The 20,516-nt window shown below is 63.8% G+C and carries 19 protein-coding genes; 11 read left to right on the plus strand and 8 right to left on the minus strand.

Annotation, left to right across the window (positions count from 1 at the left end; all coding sequences use genetic code 11):
- Positions 1 to 7 precede the first annotated feature (7 nt).
- Positions 8 to 1,621, minus strand: coding sequence for an APC family permease (locus ACIPW4_RS25840; protein WP_400663142.1), 1,614 nt, complete (start codon positions 1,619 to 1,621; stop codon positions 8 to 10).
- Positions 1,622 to 2,031: 410 nt separating this feature from the next.
- Here ACIPW4_RS25840 and ACIPW4_RS25845 point away from each other — a divergent pair, with 410 nt between their 5' ends.
- A complete protein-coding gene (locus ACIPW4_RS25845; RefSeq protein ID WP_400663145.1) occupies positions 2,032 to 2,814 on the plus strand; it encodes a helix-turn-helix domain-containing protein in 783 nt (260 codons plus the stop codon).
- Here the strand turns inward: ACIPW4_RS25845 and ACIPW4_RS25850 are convergent.
- A complete protein-coding gene (locus ACIPW4_RS25850) occupies positions 2,802 to 3,689 on the minus strand; it encodes a LysR family transcriptional regulator (protein ID WP_400663148.1) in 888 nt (295 codons plus the stop codon). The two genes, ACIPW4_RS25845 and ACIPW4_RS25850, sit on opposite strands and share 13 nt — an antisense overlap.
- Before the next feature lie 140 nt (positions 3,690 to 3,829).
- Between ACIPW4_RS25850 and moaB the strand changes: the two genes are divergently transcribed.
- The gene (gene moaB / locus ACIPW4_RS25855; protein WP_400663151.1) at positions 3,830 to 4,369 is read left to right on the plus strand and encodes a molybdenum cofactor biosynthesis protein B; all 540 of its coding nucleotides are present in this window, start codon (positions 3,830 to 3,832) and stop codon (positions 4,367 to 4,369) included.
- 41 nt (positions 4,370 to 4,410) lie between these two features.
- Here the strand turns inward: moaB and ACIPW4_RS25860 are convergent, their stop codons facing one another.
- Entirely contained in the window at positions 4,411 to 5,310 is a 900-nt protein-coding gene (locus tag ACIPW4_RS25860) for a bestrophin family protein (protein ID WP_400663153.1), read from the minus strand.
- Between the two features lie 20 nt (positions 5,311 to 5,330).
- Entirely contained in the window at positions 5,331 to 6,335 is a 1,005-nt protein-coding gene (gene moaA / locus ACIPW4_RS25865) for a GTP 3',8-cyclase MoaA (protein WP_400663155.1), read from the minus strand.
- A 349-nt stretch (positions 6,336 to 6,684) separates the two neighbouring features.
- On the opposite strand from moaA, the gene ACIPW4_RS25870 reads away from it, so the two are divergent.
- Entirely contained in the window at positions 6,685 to 9,015 is a 2,331-nt protein-coding gene (locus ACIPW4_RS25870; protein ID WP_400663157.1) for an FdhF/YdeP family oxidoreductase, read from the plus strand.
- A gap of 116 nt (positions 9,016 to 9,131) precedes the next feature.
- Here ACIPW4_RS25870 and ACIPW4_RS25875 read toward each other — a convergent pair whose 3' ends face one another.
- Entirely contained in the window at positions 9,132 to 9,590 is a 459-nt protein-coding gene (locus ACIPW4_RS25875; protein ID WP_400663159.1) for an Lrp/AsnC family transcriptional regulator, read from the minus strand.
- 124 nt (positions 9,591 to 9,714) lie between these two features.
- Here ACIPW4_RS25875 and ACIPW4_RS25880 point away from each other — a divergent pair, with 124 nt between their 5' ends.
- Positions 9,715 to 10,899 (plus strand): trans-sulfuration enzyme family protein, encoded by a 1,185-nt coding sequence (locus ACIPW4_RS25880; protein WP_400663161.1) that lies wholly within the window; start codon positions 9,715 to 9,717, stop codon positions 10,897 to 10,899.
- A 157-nt stretch (positions 10,900 to 11,056) separates the two neighbouring features.
- On the opposite strand, the gene ACIPW4_RS25885 is transcribed toward ACIPW4_RS25880, so the two are convergent.
- Positions 11,057 to 11,293, minus strand: coding sequence for a YdcH family protein (locus tag ACIPW4_RS25885; RefSeq protein ID WP_400663163.1), 237 nt, complete (start codon positions 11,291 to 11,293; stop codon positions 11,057 to 11,059).
- Between the two features lie 293 nt (positions 11,294 to 11,586).
- On the opposite strand from ACIPW4_RS25885, the gene ACIPW4_RS25890 reads away from it, so the two are divergent.
- The 4 genes from ACIPW4_RS25890 (at position 11,587) to ACIPW4_RS25905 (ending at position 15,673) form a co-directional block, all read left to right on the plus strand.
- Positions 11,587 to 13,224 (plus strand): phosphoethanolamine transferase, encoded by a 1,638-nt coding sequence (locus ACIPW4_RS25890; protein ID WP_400663165.1) that lies wholly within the window; start codon positions 11,587 to 11,589, stop codon positions 13,222 to 13,224.
- 90 nt (positions 13,225 to 13,314) lie between these two features.
- Positions 13,315 to 14,448: a ribonuclease D gene (gene rnd / locus ACIPW4_RS25895; RefSeq protein WP_400663168.1), complete on the plus strand. Its 1,134-nt coding sequence runs from the start codon at positions 13,315 to 13,317 to the stop codon at positions 14,446 to 14,448.
- Positions 14,445 to 14,738 (plus strand): YcgL domain-containing protein, encoded by a 294-nt coding sequence (locus ACIPW4_RS25900; RefSeq protein ID WP_400663170.1) that lies wholly within the window; start codon positions 14,445 to 14,447, stop codon positions 14,736 to 14,738. The genes rnd and ACIPW4_RS25900 overlap by 4 nt, the downstream gene beginning before the upstream one ends.
- A gap of 2 nt (positions 14,739 to 14,740) precedes the next feature.
- Entirely contained in the window at positions 14,741 to 15,673 is a 933-nt protein-coding gene (locus tag ACIPW4_RS25905; RefSeq protein WP_400663171.1) for a D-2-hydroxyacid dehydrogenase, read from the plus strand.
- An 82-nt stretch (positions 15,674 to 15,755) separates the two neighbouring features.
- On the opposite strand, the gene ACIPW4_RS25910 is transcribed toward ACIPW4_RS25905, so the two are convergent.
- Complete coding sequence (locus ACIPW4_RS25910; RefSeq protein ID WP_400663174.1) at positions 15,756 to 16,349, minus strand: nitroreductase family protein; 594 nt, start codon at positions 16,347 to 16,349, stop codon at positions 15,756 to 15,758.
- A 145-nt stretch (positions 16,350 to 16,494) separates the two neighbouring features.
- Between ACIPW4_RS25910 and ACIPW4_RS25915 the strand changes: the two genes are divergently transcribed.
- Entirely contained in the window at positions 16,495 to 16,944 is a 450-nt protein-coding gene (locus tag ACIPW4_RS25915) for a YcgN family cysteine cluster protein (protein WP_400663177.1), read from the plus strand.
- A 40-nt stretch (positions 16,945 to 16,984) separates the two neighbouring features.
- Positions 16,985 to 18,193 (plus strand): hypothetical protein, encoded by a 1,209-nt coding sequence (locus ACIPW4_RS25920; RefSeq protein WP_400663179.1) that lies wholly within the window; start codon positions 16,985 to 16,987, stop codon positions 18,191 to 18,193.
- A gap of 120 nt (positions 18,194 to 18,313) precedes the next feature.
- On the opposite strand, the gene ACIPW4_RS25925 is transcribed toward ACIPW4_RS25920, so the two are convergent.
- Entirely contained in the window at positions 18,314 to 18,637 is a 324-nt protein-coding gene (locus ACIPW4_RS25925; RefSeq protein WP_400663181.1) for a DUF2892 domain-containing protein, read from the minus strand.
- Positions 18,638 to 18,899: 262 nt separating this feature from the next.
- On the opposite strand from ACIPW4_RS25925, the gene gabP reads away from it, so the two are divergent.
- Entirely contained in the window at positions 18,900 to 20,297 is a 1,398-nt protein-coding gene (gabP, locus tag ACIPW4_RS25930; protein ID WP_400663183.1) for a GABA permease, read from the plus strand.
- The last annotated feature ends 219 nt before the right edge of the window (positions 20,298 to 20,516 follow it).

Raw genomic sequence — 20,516 nt, forward strand, 5'->3', positions numbered from 1 at the left:
TGAAAGGTCAGGAGGCGACGGCGGCGGGGCGGCCGCTGTAGGCGTCAGGGGAGGCTTCGCTTTCGTCTTCGCCTTCCAGGCGTACCAGGTGGGCCGGCACGCCGGTGGCGGCGCCCCAGTAGTAGATGCCCAGGGCACAGGCGGCCACGGCCAAGGTGTCGAACGGGTGGCCAAGCACGCCCAGGCCGCCGAAACTGCCCAGCCAGGACAGCAGGATGGTCACGGCGTAGAAGCCGATCAGCCAGGCCGACGAACGCACTTGCTGGGCCAGCGACAGGTGCTGGGTGGGGACGAAGCGACCGCACAGCAGGTACAACACGAACATCACGATCTGCAGGGCCAGCAGCCACGACACGGTGTTCCAGCCCGACCAGTAGACGATCAGCGCGGCGATGATGAACGACAGCGGGCCGAGCACGCCCATGCCCTTGACGCGGAACGGGCGTGGCATGTCTGGCGCGTTGCGACGCAGCGCGGCGACGGTGACCGGTGCCACGGCGTAGCTCAGGACCAGGGCGGCGGAAACCACGTTGATCAGCGCTTCCCAGGACGGGAACGGCAGGGTCCAGAACACCGACAGGCCGAAGGTCAGCCACAGCGCCGGGCGCGGGATACCGGACTCGGCGTCGATGCGGGTGAAGTACTTGAAGAAGGTGCCGGTCTGCGCCCAGCCATAGACCACGCGCGGAGTGGCGTTCATGTAGATGTTGCCGCAGCCGCTGGGCGAGATCACCGCGTCGGCCACCACCAGGTAGGCCAGCCAGCCCACACCCAGGGCCAGGGCGATGTCACGGTAGGGCAGGGCCAGTTCCTTGGTCACTGCGGCCCAGCCGTTGGTCAGCATCTCGGTCGGCACGCTGCCGAGGAAGGCCAGTTGCAGCAGGGCGTAGATTGCGGTGGACAGCAGCACCGAGAGGATCAGCGCGATCGGGATGGTGCGCTGCGGGTTCTTCACCTCGCTGGCCACCGAGATGATCGGCGTCAGCCCCAGGTAGGCGAAGATGATGCCACCGGCCGACACCGCCATTTCCACCCCGGACAGGCCGAACGGGGCAAAGCCCTGGACCTCGAAGTTCTCCGGCTTGAAGAAGCTGAACAGCACGCCGATCACCAGCAGCGGCACGATGAACTTGAACACGCTGACCAGGTTGTTGGCCTTGGCGAAGGTCTTCACGCTGCGGTAGTTGAGGAAGAAGAACAGCCCCAGCAAGGCGAACTGCACCAGCCAGCCGAGCACGGTCGGGTCGCTGGAGCCGGCCTTGGTCAGCCCGGGGAACCAGGCCGCTGCGTACTGGCGCGAGGCGACCACTTCGATGGCGATCAGGCTGGAGAAGGCGATCAGGGTGATGAAGCCCATCAGGTAGCCGAGCAGCGGGCCGTGCGAGTACACCGGGTAGCGCACCACGCCACCGGCCCGCGGCAAGGCGGCGCCGAGTTCGCAGTAGACGATGCCCAGCAGCAGCACGGCAAACCCGCCGAGGAACCAGGAGAGGATACCGGCCGGGCCGGCGATGGCCGAGACGTGGCTGGCGGCGAACAGCCAGCCGGAGCCGAAGATGGCACCGAGGCCGATGAAGGTGAGGTCGAGCAATGACAGCTGTTTCTTGAATTTGCCTGACATGGGTGCGCCTTTTTGTAGGTTTTGGATAGGCAGGTCTGATGTCACGTGGTGCGGCTTTTTACGGCCGCGCTCTTGTAGGTATTGGGCGGCTTGCGTGGGGCATAGAGTGGACCCGAACGGGGTGGGGGTTCTTGATGGTTTTCTGCAGGGGGAGTGACGAAATCGGCACAGTTGCAAAAAAGCAGTGGCGAGATCGAAGGGGGCAGATATAGGCTGAAAACCAGCGCTGGCAGCCTGAACACGCACTTTGTAGGAGCGGCCTTGTGTCGCGAAAGGGCCGCAAAGCGGCCCCGGCAATCTTGCATCAGGGCGCAGATTTTGGGGCTGCTGTGCAGCCCTTTCGCGACACTAGGCCGCTCCTACAAAAGCCTGTGCATAACCGGCCGATACAGCCAGCAGAGTACCGACAGATGACCGACACTTCCCTGGCAACCCTGTACCAGTCCCTCGACCAGCACCGCCCCGCCACATTGGAGGCCCTGCTGGCCGGTGTGTCGCTGCTGCTGCCGATCCTCGACGCCATCCCCAACGCCGCGATCTTCATCAAGGACCCGGCCGCCCGCTACGTGCTGGCCAACACTACCCTGGTCCAGCGCTGTGGGCTCAAGCGCCTGCAACCCTTGCTGGGCAAGACCAGCGCCGAAGTGTTCCCGGCGCAACTGGGCCCCGGCTACACCGAGCAGGACCGCCGCGTGCTCAGGGATGGCCTGGTGCTGGAAGACCAGCTCGAGCTGCACCTGTACGGCAGCCGTGAACCGGGCTGGTGCCTGACCCACAAGCGCCCGCTGCGCAACCCGGCCGGCGAAATCATCGGCCTGGTAGGCATCTCCGTCGACCTGCAGTCGGCCGCCGACACCCACCCCGCCTACCAGCGTCTGGCCGCCGTGGATGAGTACATCCGCCGCCATTTCCATCAGCCGATCAGCCTGAACGAACTGACCCGCATCGCCGGCATTTCCGTGGCGCAGCTGGAGCGTTACTGCAAGCGGGTGTTCCACCTCACCCCGCGGCAGATGATCCACAAGGCCCGCCTGGAGCACGCCCACCGGCTGCTGCATTGCGAATTGCCGATCACTGAGGTGGCGCTGCGCTGCGGTTACACCGACCACAGCGCGTTCAGCCGCCAGTTCAAGCAACTGACCGGCTTCACCCCCCGGCAATACCGCCAGGCGACGGCCGATCAGGCCGGCTGAAACAGCCGTTTGGCTTCGTCGAAGCACTGCTCGGCAATCGCCGAGCGTGGTTCGCTGCGGCGCAGCAGCAGGCCGACCGGGCTGTGGATGCTGGCGTCGGCGATGGGGATGATGCGCATGTGTTCGCTGAGATCTTCCAGGCCGCAGCCCAGTGGCATGATCGCGCAGCACACGCCGGTGTTGATGGCCTGCACCAGCTGGAAGGTCGAGTCGCTTTCCAGCACGGCATTGGGTTCGAGGCCGCGACTGCGGAAACTCAAATCCAGCGACTGGCGGTAGTGCATGCCCTTGCTCAGCAGGCCCAGGGGGATATCGCCAAGCTCGTCCCAGCGCAGGCTGTCGGCGTCGAACTGGAAATGTTGGGTGTCGAACAACAGGCCCATGGTGGTGGTGCCCAGCTCGATCACTTCGAAGAAGTTGGCGTTGACCTGGTCGAGGTAGCAGATGCCCAGGTCGAGCTGGTTGCGGCTCAGGCCATCCATGATCTGCTCGGTGCTGTGCGAGCTGATCTGAAACTGCAGCTCGGGGTATTTCTCGCGCAGCGGCAGCAGCAGGTGCATCGGGTTGAAACTGGCCAGCGGCACGGTGCCCAGGCGCAGGCTGCCGACCACCTGGCCACGGCAACTGGCGGCCTCGGCCTGCAGGCCATCATGGGCAGCGAGCAGCGTGCGGGCCCAGGCCAGGATGCGCTCGCCCGCTTCGGTGAAGCCCTCGAAGCGCTGGCCGCGCTTGACCAGCACCAGGTCCAGTTCGTCTTCCAGGTTGCGCAGGCGCATGGACAGGGTCGGCTGGGTGATATGGCACAGCGCCGCGGCCTGGCCGAAGTGGCGGGTCTGGTCGAGGGCAATGAGGAACTTGAGCTGCTTGATGTCCATGGAAGTGCCTGGGGTCTGGTTGTGCAGACCTTAACCCACGTCTGCGATAGATGTCATTGATCGGCCGGTTCGCCATTTCGATTGGACGCTTGTCAGGCTTGCCTCTAGCGTGACGACAATGCCATTCAAGGAGCTTCACCGTGCGCGTGCAACCTGATGCGGTTTTCGTCCCGCTGAACATCGCCGTACTGACCGTCAGCGACACCCGTAGCTACGACAACGACACCTCCGGCGAGCTGCTGGCCAGCCGCTCGGTGGAAGTTGGCCATCGCCTGGTGGCGCGGGCGCTGCTCAAGGATGACCTGTACAAGATCCGCGCCCAGGTGGCGACCTGGATCGCCGATGACGACGTGCAGGTGGTGCTGATCACTGGTGGTACCGGCTTTACCGGGCGCGACAGCACGCCGGAGGCGGTGCAATGCCTGCTGGAGCGCAGCGTCGATGGCTTTGGCGAACTGTTCCGTGCCCTGTCCATTCTGGATATCGGCAGCTCGACCGTGCAGAGCAGGGCACTGGCGGGGCTTTCCAACGGCACGTTGGTGTGCTGCCTGCCCGGCTCGACCGGCGCTTGCCGTACTGCCTGGGAGGGCATCCTGGTCGAGCAACTGGATGCGCGGCATCGGCCCTGCAATTTCGTCAAGCATCTGAAGCCCATCGACGCCTGCGAGAGCCGTGGCTAGCCTGTACCGGCCCTTTCGCGGGTTCACCCGCGAAGAGGCCATCAGCTCAACACATAATCCACCGGCAGCAACACCGGCGGCAGCGGCTCGACCCCAAGGGCTCCCAGCACATCCCGCTCTACAGTCCGCACCATGGCATCCATCGGCAGGTCGTTCTCATCCCGCCCGAACGGGTCTTCCAGTTCGTTGCCAATCGCATCCAGCCCGAAGAACGTGTAACCGACGATGGTGGTGAACAGCGGTGCCAGCCAGCCCAGCGGCTCGGCCAGGGCAAAGGGCAGCAGCAGGCAGAAGATGTAGATGGTGCGGTGCAGCAGCAGGGTATAGGGGAACGGCAGCGGCGAACCCTTGATCCGCTCGCAAGTGGCCTGCACTTCGGTCAGCCCGGCCAGGCGCTGTTCCAGCAGGGTATAGCGCCATTCACTGATCTGCCCTTGCGCTGCCAGCCGCGAGCAATGGTCGCCCATGTCGCGCAGGATGCCATCGCACACGTTGTACTCAGCTACCGGGACCGCTTCGTTCAGCCACGGGCGTGTGGCGTTCACTTCGTTTTCGTTGCGCAGCCGTGCATTCAGCCCGTGGGCAAACCCGCACAGGCTGCGCAGCAGCTCGGCGCGCAGTGCCGGGTCGACGATCACCCCACTTTCACGGATGAACGAGCGGGTTTCGATGATCAGCTTGCCCCAGGCCTTGCGCCCCTCCCACCAACGGTCGTAGCAGGCATTGTTGCGAAAGCTCATGAAGATCGACAGCGACAGGCCGAGCAGGGTGAACGGCGTGGCGCTGACCGGGTAGAAGAACGCCGGGAAGTGCCGTTCGACCAGCACGATCAGCGCGGCCAGCAAGGTGACCATCAGGCAGCGCAGGGCAATGCGCTTGACGATCGAACCTTTGAGGGTGAACAGCACGCGCAGCACATCGGGGCGGGGGTGGACGATCATGGAGATCCAGAGGCGGCGGCTCAGCCGCCGGTCATGTTCATGAAGCGCAGGATCTGCACCTCGCCACCGACCTCGAAGTGATGGCGGTAGGGCTTGAGGTGCAGCGAGTCGCGGATGGCCTTCTCCAGCCGTGCGGCATCACCGGGGTGGGCGCGCAGCACCTGCTTGAGGTCCATCGAGTGTTCGTTGCCCAGGCACAGCAGCAGGCGGCCTTCGACGGTCAGGCGCACGCGGTTGCAGGTGGCGCAAAAGTTGTGGCTATGCGGCGAGATGAAGCCGACGCGCGTTTGCGCCGCTTCGGCCAGGCGCCAGTAACGCGCCGGGCCCTGGGACGATTCGGTGGATTCGATCAGGCTGAAGTGCTTGGCCAGGCGCTCGCGCACTTCGTCGCTGGAGCAGAACGACTCGCTGCGCTCATGCTCGTTGATCACCCCCAGCGGCATCTCTTCGATGAAGGTGATGTCCAGCTCGCGGTCGATGGCGAAGCGCACCAGGTCGACCAGCTCGTGGTCGTTGCGGCCCTTGAGCACCACGCAGTTGAGCTTGGTGCGCTTGAAGCCGGCCTGGCGTGCGGCGTCGATGCCGGCGATCACCTGGGCGAGGTCGCCGGTGCGGGTGAGCTGCTTGAAGCGCCCGGCATCGAGGCTGTCGAGGCTGATGTTCAGGCGCGTGACGCCGGCATCGAACAGTGGCTGGGCGAGGCGCCCGAGTTGCGAGCCGTTGCTGGTCATGCACAGTTCGCGCAGGCCGGGCAGGGCGGCAATGCGCCCGCACAGGTCGACGATGCCCTGGCGCACCAGCGGCTCGCCGCCGGTCAGGCGGATCTTGCGGGTGCCGAGGGCGACGAAGCGCTCGGCCACCTGGAACAGTTCTTCGAGGCTGAGGATCTGCTGGCGCGGCAGGAACTGCATGTCTTCGGCCATGCAGTACACGCAGCGGAAGTCGCAGCGGTCCGTGACCGACATCCGCAGGTAGTCGATTTTCCGGTTGAAGCCGTCGATCAGGGCCCGGCTGTTCTGTTCCACGTTGGCGCTCGAAAGGAAGTGGGGTTACAGGATTCAAGCTATAGCCTGTGGCCAGCCCCGTCAAATCGCTTTCCCCGACCGATTCATCAATCCCCTCTATCACGGCTGAAGGCCCCATTTTTAAAGGGTTGTAACCGCGTCGAGGCCTTCGCGGGCACGCCCGCTCCCACAGGGATTGCGCATATTTCGAGTGCGGTGATGTACTTGAGCGGGCGTGCCCGCGAAAGCCGCGGCGCGGCGCCAGCCCATGATCGACATTGCTTATCAAGGGGTAAGACATATCGATTGGACGGCTCTATCGCTGGGTCCATACGCTGGAAGAAAGCATCGAAGCGTGAGGATTGACCGCATGAGCCAGGATCAACACATCAGGGACTACAAGGGCCCCGCCGCCGGCTGGGGCGCGCTGAAGAGCGTGACCAAGAGCTGGCTGGGCAGCGACAACGCCTTCAAGAACCTGCGGGCCATGCTCAAGACCAACCAGAACGGTGGCTTCGACTGCCCGGGCTGCGCCTGGGGCGAGTCGCCGGAAGGCGAGATGGTCAAGTTCTGCGAAAACGGCGCCAAGGCGGTGAACTGGGAAGCCACCGGCCGCTCGGTGGACCCGGCCTTTTTCGCCAGGTACAGCGTCAGCGCGTTGCTCGACCAGACCGACTACTGGCTCGAATATCAAGGGCGCCTGACCCACCCGATGCGCTACGACGCGGCCACCGACCACTATGTCGAAACCACCTGGCAAGAAGCATTCGAACTGATCGCCCAACACCTGCGCGCGCTCGACTCGGCCGACCAGGCCGAGTTCTATACCTCGGGCCGTGCCAGCAACGAGGCAGCATTCCTCTACCAACTGTTCGTCCGTGCCTATGGCACCAACAACTTCCCCGACTGCTCGAACATGTGCCATGAAGCCAGCGGCGCCGGCATGTCTGAAGCCCTGGGGGTGGGCAAGGGCACGGTCGTGTTCCATGACCTGGAGCTGGCCGACGCGATTTTCGTCATCGGCCAGAACCCCGGCACCAATCACCCGCGCATGCTCGAACCGCTGCGCGAGGCGGTCAAGCGCGGTGCCCAGGTGGTGTGCTTCAACCCGCTCAAGGAGCGTGGCCTGGAGCGCTTCCAGCACCCGCAGCACCCGTTCGAAATGCTCAGCAACGGCTCCGAGCCAACCACCAGTGCCTACTTCCGCCCGGCCCTGGGCGGCGACATGGCGGCCATGCGCGGTATCGCCAAGTTCCTCTTGCAGTGGGAGCGCGAAGCCCAGGCCAAGGGCGAGCCTGCGGTGTTCGACCACGCCTTCATCGCCGAGCACACCAGCGGCCTCGACGACTACCTGGCGGCGGTGGATGCCACCTCGTGGGCGCACATCGTCAAGCAGTCGGGCCTGACCCTGGCCGAGATCGAGCTGGCAGCGCGCATGTACCGCAAGGCCGAGCGGGTGATCATGTGCTGGGCCATGGGCGTCACCCAGCATCGCCATTCGGTGCCGACCGTGCAGGAAATCGTCAACCTGCAACTGCTGCGTGGCAACGTGGGCAAACCGGGTGCCGGCCTGTCGCCGGTGCGCGGTCACAGCAACGTGCAGGGTGACCGCACCATGGGCATCGACGAGAAGCCCAAGGCGGCGCTGCTCGACGCCATCGAAAAACGCTTCAAGTTCCGCGTGCCGCGTGCCCACGGGCACAACGCGGTGCTGGCTATCAAGGCCATGGAAGAGGGGCTGGCCAAGGTGTTCATCGCCCTGGGCGGCAACTTCGCCCAGGCCACGCCGGACACCCCGCGCACCCACGCGGCGCTGCGCAACTGCGCGCTGACTGTGCAGATATCCACCAAGCTCAACCGCTCGCACCTGGTCACCGGCCGCGATGCGCTGATCCTGCCGTGCCTGGGCCGTACTGAAATCGACCTGCAGGCCGAGGGGCCGCAAGGCGTGACTGTGGAAGACACCTTCAGCATGGTGCACATCTCCAATGGCCAGTTGCGCCCCCGTTCGCCGCACATGCGCTCGGAGCCGTGGATCGTCGCCGGCATGGCCAAGGCGACCTTGGGCAACCAGCCGATCGACTGGGAATACGCCGTTGCCGACTACAACCGTATTCGCAGCATGATCGCCGACGTTATCCCGGGCTTCGCCAACTTCAACCAGCGCCTGCAGCACCCGGGTGGCTTCCACCTGGGCAACAACGCGGCCCAGCGCAACTTCCGCACGGCGACGGGCAAGGCGCGCTTCATGCACCATGCGCTGCCGGAGGAGCTGATCAACGCCAAGGTGCTGGCGCGGGGCGACAAGCCGGACCTGATCCTGCAGACCATGCGCTCGCACGACCAGTACAACACCACGCTGTACGGGCTCGATGATCGCTATCGCGGGGTATTCGGCCTGCGCGAAGTGGTGTTCGTCAGCGAAGCGGACATCCGCCGCCTGGGCTTCGAGCCGGGCGAGCAGGTGGACCTGGTGTCGCTATGGGAGGATGGTGTGGAGCGGCGGGTGTCGGGCTTCCGCCTGGTGCCTTATGACATTCCGGATGGCCAGGCCGCGGCGTATTACCCGGAGACCAACCCGCTGGTGCCGCTGGAGAGTTATGGCGAGGGGACTTACACGCCGACGTCCAAGTTCATTGCGATCAGGCTGGAGAAGGCCAAGGCCGGGAACCGGATCGAGGCGGTGCTGGCTTCGGATTGAGTGGGGACTGCTGGGGCTGCTTTGCAGCCCTTTCGCGACACAAGGCCGCTCCTACAGGAAAAGCGATCCCCTGTAGGAGCGGCCTTGTGTCGCGGAAGGGCCGCAAAACGGCCCCGCTATCTATGAACCGGCAAAGCTGTGGTGTATTTCATCTGTTCCATGGCAAAACTGGAGGTGATGTTCGACAACCCGTCGGTACAGGTGATCAGCTTCTTGTAGAACCGGTCGTACGCCGCGATATCGCCCACCACCACCCGCAGCATGTAGTCCCAGTCCCCGGACATCCGGTAGAACTCCATCACTTCCTCGAACCCCTTCACCGTCGTCGCGAACTGCTCCAGCCAAACGCTGTCATGGCGCTGGGTCTTGAGCTGGACGAACACGGTCAGCCCCAGGCCCAGGCGCTCGGGGTCGAGCAGGGCGACACGGCCGAGGATGTAGCCTTCTTCTTCCAGGCGCTTGACCCGCTTCCAGCACGGCGTGGTCGACAGATTGACCGCTTCGGCCAGGTCCTTGAGCGAGATCGAGGCGTCACGCTGCAGCAGGGTGAGGATGTGTTGGTCGAAAGTGTCCATGGCGGGTCAAACCGTCGAGAAAAATATTCCCCAGAATACTCCAGGCTTGGGAAACTTTCCCCAATGCGTCCGGCATTGCCGGCGCTTGCGGTTGTTGCCATAGTTGCAGGCCTGAATCCTGCCAATGGGCCTGACCATGTCCGACAAGCCGCGTAATTTCGCCACCCGTACCATTCACGCCGGCGAGCAGTTCAGCGTTGCCGACAACGCCATCTTCCCCCCGATCTACACCGCCAGCTCGTACATCAAGCGCAGCCTCGACGATCACCCCGAATATGCCTACAGCCGTGTTGGCAACCCGACCCGGCATGCCTATGAAAGCTGTGTGGCAGCGCTGGAGGAGGGCGTGGGCGCGGTGGCGTGCGCTTCGGGTGTGAATGCCACTGCCACGGTGCTCGAGTTGCTGCCCAAGGACGCCCACGTGGTGGTGATGAACGGCGTCTACGGCGGCACCTTCCGCATCCTCGAGGACTACCGCGGGCGCACCTCGGGCCTGACCACCACTTATGTCGACCTCAATGACGTCGAGGCGGTGGCGGCTGCGATCAGGCCCGAGACCCAGTTGATCTGGATCGAGTCACCGACCAATCCGTTGCTGCACCTGGTGGACATCAAGGCGGTCTGCGATCTGGCCCGCGCCCGCGGCATCCTCACCTGCATCGACAACACCTTCTGCTCGCCGTGGAACCAGCGGCCAATCACCCTCGGCGTAGACCTGGTGATGCACTCGGCGAGCAAGTACATCGGCGGCCATTCCGACCTCACCGGCGGCGTGGTGGTCGCAGCCAGTAACCCGCTGCTGACACGGCTGCGCAAGATCAGCATGGCGGTCGGGGCGATCCAGGGGCCGTTCGACTGCTACCTGGCCCTGCGCGGGTTGAAGACCCTGGATGTGCGCATGGAGCGCCAGTGCGCCAACGCGCTGCAGGTGGCGCGCTTTCTCGAAGGCCATCCGCAGGTCGAGCAGGTGTTCTACCCGGGGCTGGAAAGTCACCCGCAACACGCGTTGTGCCAGCGGCAGATGCGCAGCGGCGGGGCAGTGGTGGCAATGAAGGTCAGAGGGGGTGACCGCGCAGCGCTCAACCGGCTGGTCGAGGCGCTGCAGATCTTCGTGCTGGCCGACTCGCTGGGTGGGGTGGAGAGCATGATCAACCACTCCTGGAGCATGTCGCACAACTCGTTGAGCCCGGCGCAGAAGGGCGAGATGGGGATCAGCGAGAACCTGCTGCGGTTGTCGGTGGGGATCGAGGATTACCGAGACCTGATCGAAGATCTGGATGGGGCGCTGAAAGCTTCAGCGATTGGCTAGCAGGAACGCGTTCTTGTGGGAGCGGCCTTGTGTCGCGAAAGGGCCGCCAAGCGGCCCCGGCAATCTTTACTTCAACGCTGAAACCTAGGGGCCGCTGCGCAGCCCTTTCGCGACACCAGGCCGCTCCCACAGGGGCCGTGCATGTCTATGGCATCGATCAGGCCTTGGGCGGATGGATGATCCGCTCGATCTTGTCCTTGAGCAGCAGCCTTTCCTTGCGCAGGCGGTTGACCGCCTCGTCGTTGGTGCCGTTGGCCTCGGCGGCCAGCACCTCCTTGTCCTTGGCGTTGTATTCCTTGTGCAGCTTGTGAAGGTCCTGGTCCTTGTCTATGAGCGCCTGGAAATCGTCAGCGGTAACGTGCAGGTCAGCGAGCAGATCATGCGGAACTGGCATTTCTTCACCTCTGTCAGGGTTGGTCAGTAAGGTCCTGACCTTTGAGGATAGCCGCCTTTGCGAAGGAGGGGGCTGGGTAGGTTGTCGCATCCATCTCCATGCCTGGCCCTTGCGTCTGCCCGGCTGAACGTATGCTGAATGAAGTTGATTCAAGCTGGAAAAAAGCATCGGCTTACGAATTTGTTACCGTCTTTTTCACAAAAAATTGATGGTGCACTTTCTAAAGTTCGGCCAACTTTCCCATGCTGCTCTCAGGTGTGGGCGCTGATAACCACTCTTGATTGTGAATGCCGATGCTCAACTTCAAATCCCTGCGGACTGAATGGGTCACGCTGTTGGCCAGCGTTTACCTGCTGGTCGGTCTCAACCTGTTTCTCTGGGAGCACCTGCAAGAAGTGGTGCCCGCCGGCTTGTCGGGGCTCTGGCTGATCCTGGCATTCGCCGTGCTGATGCTGTTCGCGTTCAATCTGGTATTGACGCTGTTTGCCTTCCGTTATGTATTGAAACCGCTGTTGATCCTCTTGTTCATGAGTGGCGCGGGTGTCGCTTACTTCATGAATCAATACGGTGTGCTTATTGATTCGGGCATGTTCCGTAATATGGCCGAAACCAATGTGGCGGAAGTGCGCGATTTGATGTCGTTGAAGTTCGCTGCCTATATTCTGTTGCTCGGCGTATTGCCGTCGCTATTGCTGTGGAAAGCACCGATCGCCTATCGCCCCTGGCACCGTGAGGTGCTGGGCAAGCTGGTGGTCAGCGCTTCCTGCGTGGTGGCACTTGGTTCGGTGGCGCTGGTGAACTATCAGGGCCTGTCGTCGCTGTTTCGCAACCACCACGAACTGCGCCTGATGCTCACCCCAAGCAACATCGTCGGCGCGTCCATTGGTTATGTCAGCGAGCGCGTCGGCACGGCATCGCGCCCGTTCCAGCAATATGGCGAAGATGCCAGACGGGATCTGGCCTGGCAGAAGCATGCGCGCAAGTCGCTGACGGTGCTGGTGGTTGGCGAAAGTGCTCGGGCCGATCACTTCGGCGTGCTGGGCTACGACCGCGATACCACCCCGAAGCTTGCCAAGGAACAGGGCCTGTTGAGTTTCACCGATGTGCATTCGTGCGGTACCGAAACCGCCGTGTCGGTGCCGTGCATGTTCTCCGGTATGCAGCGCAAGGACTACGACGCCCGTGTGGCGAAGAACCGCGAAGGGCTGCTGGACATTCTTCAGCGTGCCGGCCTGGCCGTGCAGTGGCGCGACAACCAGTCGGGGTGCAAAGGCACGTGCGACCGCGTGCAGTTCATCGACGTGAGCAACCTCAAGGACCCGCAGCTGTGCGCCAGCGGCGAGTGCCATGACGAAATCCTGCTGCAGGGCCTGGGCGAGCTGATCGACAACCTCGACCAGGACACCGTGCTGGTGCTGCACCAGATGGGCAGCCATGGCCCCGAGTACTTCAAGCGCTACCCCAAGGGCGGCGAGCGCTTCACCCCGGTGTGCCAGAGCAACGCGCTGAACCAGTGCAGCGAGCAGGAAATCATCAACGGTTACGACAATACCCTGGCCTACACTGACAAGGTGCTTGCCTCGCTGATCGATACCCTGCGCAGCAAACAGGACAAGGTCGACACGGCGATGATCTACCTGTCCGACCATGGCGAGTCCCTGGGCGAGTACAACCTGTTCCTGCATGGCACGCCTTATGCCATTGCCCCGGAGCAACAGAAGCACGTACCCCTGCTGACCTGGTTCTCCGACAGCTACAAGGAGGATTTCGGCATCGACACCGACTGCCTGGCCAAGCTCAGCGATGCACCGTTGTCGCAGGACAACCTGTTCCACTCGATGCTGGGCCTGCTGCAGGTGCACACCGAGGTCTACCAGCAGTCGCTGGACATGTTCGCCAGCTGCCGGCCGTGGCTGGCAGCCCAGCGCTGAAAGCCGTTCATCCAATCCGCGAATGGCGCAGGTTTCACCACCAGGGCTTGCGCCGTATATACTGCGCGCCAATGTATGTGGGAGAGCCTTGTGGCCATCGAAATTCACTGGATCCATGACGACCAGACCCTGGCCGAACACTGCCGCAAATGGCGCGAACTGCCCTTCGTGGCGCTCGACACCGAATTCATGCGGGTCGACACCTTCTACCCCAAAGCCGGTCTGGTCCAGGTCGGCGACGGGCAGCGGGCTTTCCTCATCGACCCGCTGCTGATCGGCAACTGGCAGCCGCTGGGCGAACTGCTTGACGACAGCAGCGTGGTCAAGGTGCTGCACGCCTGCAGCGAAGACCTTGAAGTGCTGCTGCGCCTGACCGGCAAGCTGCCGCAACCGTTGTTCGACACCCAGCTGGCGGCCGGTTACCTGAACCTGGGCTTCTCCATGGGTTATTCGCGCCTGGTGCAGGAAGTGCTGGGCATCGAGCTGCCCAAAGGCGAAACCCGCTCCGACTGGCTGCAGCGCCCGCTGTCGGAAACTCAGGTCAGCTACGCCGCCGAAGATGCCGTGCACCTGGCCGAACTGTTCGCTGCCCTGCAGCCACGCCTGTCCGGCGACAAGTATGCCTGGGTGCTGGACGATGGCGCCGAACTGGTGGCCGCGCTGCGCCGTGAAGTCGAGCCCGAGACCTTGTATCGCGACGCCAAGCTCGCCTGGAAGCTGGGCCGCCAGCAGCTGGCGGTGCTGCGCGAACTGTGCGCCTGGCGCGAGCGTGAAGCGCGAAGCCGCGACGTGCCGCGCAACCGCATCCTCAAGGAGCACTCGCTGTGGCCCATGGCCAAAAGTCAGCCGGACAACCTTTCAGCCCTGGCCAGGATCGAAGAAATGCACCCGCGCACCATCCGCCAGGACGGCGCCTGCCTGCTCGAGCTGATCAAGCGCGCCGCCAGCCAGCCGCCCGAGCAATGGCCAGAGCCGCTGCCCGAACCGCTGCCGATCGAGGCCGCCGGTATCCTCAAGCGCCTGCGTGCCATCGGCCAGGCCGAAGGCGAGCGCCTGGGCATCGCCCCCGAGCTGATGCTGCGCAAGAAAGCCCTGGAAGCCCTGCTCAAGAGCGGCTACCCCAACGGCCCCTACCAACTGCCCGATTCGCTGCGCGGCTGGCGCCGTGAGCGGATGGGCCAGGCCCTGCTCGACGACCTCGCAGGCGCCGGAGAGAAGCAATGAAACGTATCTGCTCGATCTACAAGAGCCCGCGCAAGAACGAGATGTACCTCTACGTGCTCAAGGCCGATGGCCTGGAGCGCGTGCCGGAGGGGCTGCTGCCCTTTTTCGGCAAGCCTGTGCACGCCTTCGACCTGGTGCTGACCCCGGAGCGCCAACTGGCCCGCGAGGACATCGCCAAGGTGCTGGAAAACCTCGAGAGCCAGGGCTATCACTTGCAGATGCCGCCAGCCGAGGACGAGTACATCGAGCACTTGCCCGAAGAGCTGCTGCGCCGTAACGACCCGGTCTGATCATGCGTGTACTGATCGCAGAGCATGAGCATGCTCGATACGCCGCATTGCTGCGCGAAGCCTTGCCGGAACTGGAAATCCTGACCAGCGGCGACTCCGCCGAACTGGCCCGCCAGGCACCGCAGTGCCCGGTCTGGCTGGGCCAGCCAGACTTGCTGGCGAGCTTGCTGCGTCAGGGCCACAAGCCGCAGTGGATGCAGTCGACCTGGGCCGGCATCACGCCGCTGCTGGCCGAGGGACTGCCGCGTGATTATCGCCTGACCCGCGCCGTGGGCATCTTTGGCCAGGTGATGGCCGAGTATATGTTGACTTACATGCTCGGCCACGAGCGTGAAGTGCTGTCCCGCCTGGTCAGCCAGGTCGAGCGACGCTGGGATGAGCGCCCGGGGCGCAGCCTGGAGGGGCGCAAGGTGCTGATCGTCGGTACCGGCGATATCGGCCAGCGGGTGGCCGAGTTTCTGGTGCCGTTTGGCGTGACCCTGTACGGCATCGCCAGCACTGCCCGCGAGCAGGCGCCTTTCGTCGAAGTGGCGGCGCTGCCGGACCTGCCGCGCATGGTCGGGCAGGTAGATTACGTGATCAACCTGCTGCCGGACACGCCCGCGACCCATGACCTGTATGACGCGGCGCTGTTGCAGTGCTTCCAGCCCACGGCGTTGTTCATCAACGCGGGGCGGGGCGCGGCGGTGGTCGATGCCGACCTGGTCGAGGCGTTGAAACAGGGGCACCTGGCCGGGGCGGTGATCGACGTGTGCCGGCAGGAACCGCTGCCGCAACGGCATCCGTTCTGGACCGCCTGGGGGTTGTTGCTGACCGGGCACAGCTCGGCGCCCACCTCGCCGGCGGCGATGGTGCGATTGTTTGCCGAGAATGTGCGGGCGTATGCAGAGGGGCAGGGGTTGCGCGGCGAAGTGGATTTCGCCCGGGGGTACTGAGCTTCAAGCTACAAGCTACAAGAGAGTTCAGCTTGCAGCTTGCAGCTTGCAGCTTGCAGCTTGCAGCTTGCAGCTTGCAGCATCAGAGGCTGAAATCACCCTCAACCGCCAGCTCGCTCAGCGGCCGGCGCGGGCTTGGTACTTCACGCGCCTGCAGCGCTTCGTCCAGGCTGGCCTTGTCGCCCAGCTTGCCGATCGCCACCATGGCATGCAGCTCATAGCCTTCGGGAATCTTCAGCTCCTGGCGCGCCAGTGCCTGGTCGAAGCCGGCCATGCCGTGAGTGTGCCAGCCGCTGATGCTGGCCTGCAGCGCCAGGTGCCCCCAGGCGGAACCGGTATCGAAGGTGTGCCACAACGCCGGCTTTTCTTCCGTCGAGCCCGGCGCGGCAAAAGTGGTCTTGGAAATGATCAGCACCAGCGCCGACGCCTGCTGCGCCCAGCTGCGGTTGAACGGCACCAGCAGGCTCAGGTAACGCTCCCAGCTCGGCGTGTCGCGGCGTGCATAAAGGAAGCGCCAAGGCTGTGAGTTATAGGCCGACGGTGCCCAGCGGGCCGCTTCGAGGAAGCTCAGCAGGGTCTCTTCGCTGATCGGTTCGGCAGTGAAGGCGCGGGGCGACCAGCGGTTGATGAACTGCTCGTTGATGGCGTAATCGGCAATACGGGGGGTGGCACTCATGGCTGCTCCTGCACGTGGATGGCAAAGCACGCACGCTACTGCGTGTGCCTGGCACTGACAAGCGGTCTGGCGTTGCCGAAGGCCAGGCTCTAGACTGGCGCCGCCGCGCGCCGCGGCCTGAAGATGAATGCAGGAACTCCGTGTGATGATCGCTGACAGCGCGCCGTTCTGGCGGCGCAAGACCCTCGAACAACTCAGCCCGCAAGAGTGGGAGTCGCTGTGCGACGGCTGCGGCCTTTGCTGCCTGCAAAAGCTCGAGGACGAAGACGACAACAGCGTCTATTACACGCGCATCGCCTGCAAGCTGCTCGACCTCGAAACCTGCCAGTGCGGCGATTACCCCAACCGCTTCGCCCATGTGCCGGATTGCATCCAGCTCACCCCGGGCAAGGCCGACCAGTTCAAATGGCTGCCGAGCACCTGTGGTTACCGCCTGATCAGCGAGGGCAAGGATCTACCTGAGTGGCATCACCTGGTGTGCGGTGACCGCAAGCAGGTACATGAACAACGCATCTCGCAATCGGGGCGTATGCTCAGTGAACATGATGTGGATGAAGACGACTGGGAAGACCACCTGATTTTCCGCGCCAGCTGAACGGCGAACCGGTCGCCGCTGAGGAACAAGGAGTTTCGCCATGCGTTGCCAATTGTTGTTGCTCCTCGGGCTTGTGGCCTGTTCGCCGGCCTGGGCGAAAAAAGTCGACCTCGATTACCAGGTGCGCCTGTTGCCTGCCAATGGCCAGGCCGAAGTACGCCTGACCCTGGCCGAAGGCAGCGCCGTGCGCAGTCTGGATTTCGACCTGGGCAAGGCTGACGCCTACAGCGGCTTCCAGGCCGATGGCCAGTGGCAGCAGCAGGGCCAGCGCGGTGTGTGGCACCCGGCAGCGGGCAAGACCAGCCTCAGTTACCGGGTGAAGCTGGATCAAAAGCTGCGCAGCGGCGCCTACTCCTCACGTATCACCCCGCATTGGGCGCTGTTCCTCGGCGATCAGCTGGTGCCGCCTGCACGCCTCGACCAGCAGGACGGTACCGAGTTGGTGGCGCGTTTGACAGTAGACTTGCCGGAGGGCTGGAAGAGCATCGAAACGTCCTGGCCACGCGTCGGCAAGGACAAGTTCCGTATCGACAACGTGTCCCGCCTGTTCGACCGCCCGACCGGCTGGATGCTGGCCGGCGACCTTGGCAGCCGCCGTGCTCGCCTCGGTGAGACCGACGTGACCGTGGCCGCGCCAGTGGGGCAGGGCATGCGGCGGATGGACAGCCTGACCCTGCTGACCTTTGTCTGGCCGCAACTGCAGGCGGTGTTCCCGCGCAACCCGACCAAGCTGCTGCTGGTGGGGGCTCGTGATGGCATGTGGCGCGGGGCGATGACGGGCGACGGTTCGATCTACCTGCACAGCAGCCGGCCGATGGTCAGCGAAAATGGCAGCAGCCCGCTGCTGCGCGCGTTGGTGCAGCTGTTTGCGCAGATTCGCGTGCGAGACAACAGCGACTGGCTGGGCCAGGGCCTGACCGAGTACTACGCCACCGAGCTGTTGCGCCGTGCCGGAGGCATCAGTGACGACCGCTATGAGGTATGGCAGGCACGCTTGCAGAAGCAGGGCGGCAAAGTCACCCAGCTGCGCGCCGAGCACGCGAGCCCCGCCCAAGTGGCTCGAGGGGTGATGTTGTTGCAGGCGCTGGACAAGGAAATTCGCATCCATACCCAGGCCAAGCGCTCGCTGGACGACGTGACGCGGGCGCTCATGCGCCTGCCCAGCGTGAGCACCGAGGAATTCGTGCAGATCAGCGAGAATGTGCTGGGGCGCCGCTCCGACGTGCTGCAGAGCAAAGCCCTGCGCTAGCCTGCACCGGCCTCTTCGCGGGTAAACCCGCTCCCACAGGAAAGTGAAAATCCTGAAGGTAACGCTTTACCTGTGGGAGCGGGTTTACCCGCGAAGAGGCCGGCACGGCTAAACCAGGACTCAGCCACCGGTCACTGTCACGCCCCTGGTAGCCGCTTCGGCACTGGCCCTGAGAGCCTCCAGTTCCGCCGCACTGCGCTGGATATCCGAGCGCAGGCGGTGATATTCCTGCCGATGCCGCAGCCACCAGGCCTTGGTCGAGCAATGCCCGCTGACGCCGCGGGCCACCGCCAGGCCGCCCACCACCATCTGCAACAACCCGATCAGGCCGCCGTGGCGCAATCCCTTGCTGAACATGAGTGCCCCTCCGGCCAGCGAGCCGGCGCGTTCAAGGCCATGGACATTGTGCTCCCGCGACCCCGGAGCGGAATGGATATCGAGCATGGCAAGTTCTCCTTGTGGAATGTAAGCAGCTGACCCGCCCGTCGCTGCCGGCGTTCATTCGCAGCGCCCGGCGGTCACGAAGGCTCTGCAATGGGCATTGCACCCGTGCCGATGTCCGGTCTGGCCAATTGCCTGGCGGCTACGGGCAACTGAAGCGCGCCCACGCAGGATTAACTTGTCCCCGCGCGAAGCTCATCCACGCTGGGTTTCGACCCAGGAGCTTCACGTCCCCCTCCACAAAAGAACAACAGCAGGGATCAGGATGACAATGACAAGCGCGAGTGGCGCCGGCAATCAGCTGGCGCAAGGCTTCAAGCAACGCCACGTGACCATGCTCTCCATCGCCGGGGTGATCGGCGCCGGGCTGTTCATCGGCTCCGGGCACGCCATCGCCGCCGCAGGGCCTTCAGCCATCATCGCCTATGCGCTGGCCGGTGCCCTGGTGGTGCTGGTGATGCGCATGCTGGGGGAAATGGCGGTCGCCAGCCCCGACACGGGCTCCTTCTCCACCTACGCCGACCGCGCCATCGGGCGCTGGGCCGGGTTCACCATCGGTTGGCTGTACTGGTGGTTCTGGGTACTGGTCATCCCCATCGAAGCCATTGCCGCCGGCGTGGTGCTCAACAACTGGTTCCCGCACATCGATGCCTGGTTCTTCGCCCTGAGCATGACCGTGCTGCTGACCGCCACCAACCTGTTCAGCGTGGCCAAGTACGGCGAATTCGAGTTCTGGTTCGCCATGCTCAAAGTCATCGCCATCGTCGCTTTCATCGCCCTCGGTGCTGCAGCGCTGGCGGGCGTGCTGCCTGGCCGCGAAGTCAGTGGCCTGCCGCGCCTGCTGGAAGCGCAGGGCGGGTTCATGCCCAACGGCTGGACGGCGATCATCGGTGCCTTGCTCACCACCATGTTCAGCTACCTGGGCACAGAAGCGGTGACTATTGCCGCCTCGGAATCCAAGGACCCGGCGCGCAACATCGCCAAAGCTACCCGCTCGGTGATCTGGCGCATCAGCGTGTTCTACCTGCTGTCGATCTTCGTGATCATCTCGGTAGTGCCATGGAACGACCCGCTGCTGCCGGTGCAGGGTTCCTACCAGCGCGCGCTGGAAATCATGCACATTCCGTACGCCAAGCTGCTGGTGGACATGGTAGTGCTGGTGGCGGTGGCCAGCTGCCTGAACTCGTCGATCTACATTTCCTCTCGCATGCTCTATTCGCTGAGCAAGCGCGGTGACGCTCCGGGCTTCATCCAGCGCACCTCCAATGTTGGCGTACCCCGTGCGGCGGTGATCGGCAGCACGCTGATCGGCATGCTGGCGACCATCGTCAACTACTTCGCGCCGGCCCAGGTGTTCGCCTTCCTGCTGGCCAGCTCCGGTTCGATTGCCTTGCTGGTCTACCTGGCCATCGCCTTCTCGCAATTGCGCATGCGCGCCATCCTGCAACGGCAGAATGCCGAGATCGCCTTCAAGATGTGGCTTTATCCGTGGCTGACCTACCTGGTGATCGGCTTCATCGTGTTCGCCCTGGGCACCATGTTCGTGATGCCGCAACACCGGATGGAAGTGTCGCTGACCTTGGCCCTGGCGCTGGTGATCCTGGTGCTGGGAGTGATTACCAGCAAGCGGCATGACCGGCGGGAGGCATTGGCTGTTACCTGATTCGCAGTGAAGCGAATAAAGCCATCTGCATGCAGATGGCTTTTTTGTTTGTGCCGGCCCTTTCGCGGGTTTACCCGCTAAAGGGCCGGCACATTTTGCATATTTGTCTGGTATGGACAATTACCTGTCCGGTTTGGCAATGCAGCCTCGAGGGTGTTTAATCTCACCTCTGGAAAGCCCTCAAACCCTATGAAACAAGGGCCCTGAGTGATTCCACCG

Source organism: Pseudomonas sp. NPDC089996, assembly GCF_044748405.1.
In the GTDB taxonomy this organism is placed as follows: domain Bacteria; phylum Pseudomonadota; class Gammaproteobacteria; order Pseudomonadales; family Pseudomonadaceae; genus Aquipseudomonas.

What these genes read in the sequence shown, in the direction of transcription:
- ACIPW4_RS25840 (WP_400663142.1), bottom strand. Translation starts at nt 1,621, where the DNA reads ATGTCAGGCAAATTCAAGAAACAGCTGTCATTGCTCGACCTCACCTTC.
- ACIPW4_RS25845 (WP_400663145.1), top strand. Translation starts at nt 2,032, where the DNA reads ATGACCGACACTTCCCTGGCAACCCTGTACCAGTCCCTCGACCAGCAC.
- ACIPW4_RS25850 (WP_400663148.1), bottom strand. Translation starts at nt 3,689, where the DNA reads ATGGACATCAAGCAGCTCAAGTTCCTCATTGCCCTCGACCAGACCCGC.
- ACIPW4_RS25860 (WP_400663153.1), bottom strand. Translation starts at nt 5,310, where the DNA reads ATGATCGTCCACCCCCGCCCCGATGTGCTGCGCGTGCTGTTCACCCTC.
- ACIPW4_RS25870 (WP_400663157.1), top strand. Translation starts at nt 6,685, where the DNA reads ATGAGCCAGGATCAACACATCAGGGACTACAAGGGCCCCGCCGCCGGC.
- ACIPW4_RS25875 (WP_400663159.1), bottom strand. Translation starts at nt 9,590, where the DNA reads ATGGACACTTTCGACCAACACATCCTCACCCTGCTGCAGCGTGACGCC.
- ACIPW4_RS25880 (WP_400663161.1), top strand. Translation starts at nt 9,715, where the DNA reads ATGGGCCTGACCATGTCCGACAAGCCGCGTAATTTCGCCACCCGTACC.
- ACIPW4_RS25885 (WP_400663163.1), bottom strand. Translation starts at nt 11,293, where the DNA reads ATGCCAGTTCCGCATGATCTGCTCGCTGACCTGCACGTTACCGCTGAC.
- ACIPW4_RS25890 (WP_400663165.1), top strand. Translation starts at nt 11,587, where the DNA reads ATGCTCAACTTCAAATCCCTGCGGACTGAATGGGTCACGCTGTTGGCC.
- ACIPW4_RS25900 (WP_400663170.1), top strand. Translation starts at nt 14,445, where the DNA reads ATGAAACGTATCTGCTCGATCTACAAGAGCCCGCGCAAGAACGAGATG.
- ACIPW4_RS25905 (WP_400663171.1), top strand. Translation starts at nt 14,741, where the DNA reads ATGCGTGTACTGATCGCAGAGCATGAGCATGCTCGATACGCCGCATTG.
- ACIPW4_RS25910 (WP_400663174.1), bottom strand. Translation starts at nt 16,349, where the DNA reads ATGAGTGCCACCCCCCGTATTGCCGATTACGCCATCAACGAGCAGTTC.
- ACIPW4_RS25915 (WP_400663177.1), top strand. Translation starts at nt 16,495, where the DNA reads ATGATCGCTGACAGCGCGCCGTTCTGGCGGCGCAAGACCCTCGAACAA.
- ACIPW4_RS25920 (WP_400663179.1), top strand. Translation starts at nt 16,985, where the DNA reads ATGCGTTGCCAATTGTTGTTGCTCCTCGGGCTTGTGGCCTGTTCGCCG.
- ACIPW4_RS25925 (WP_400663181.1), bottom strand. Translation starts at nt 18,637, where the DNA reads ATGCTCGATATCCATTCCGCTCCGGGGTCGCGGGAGCACAATGTCCAT.
- gabP (WP_400663183.1), top strand. Translation starts at nt 18,900, where the DNA reads ATGACAATGACAAGCGCGAGTGGCGCCGGCAATCAGCTGGCGCAAGGC.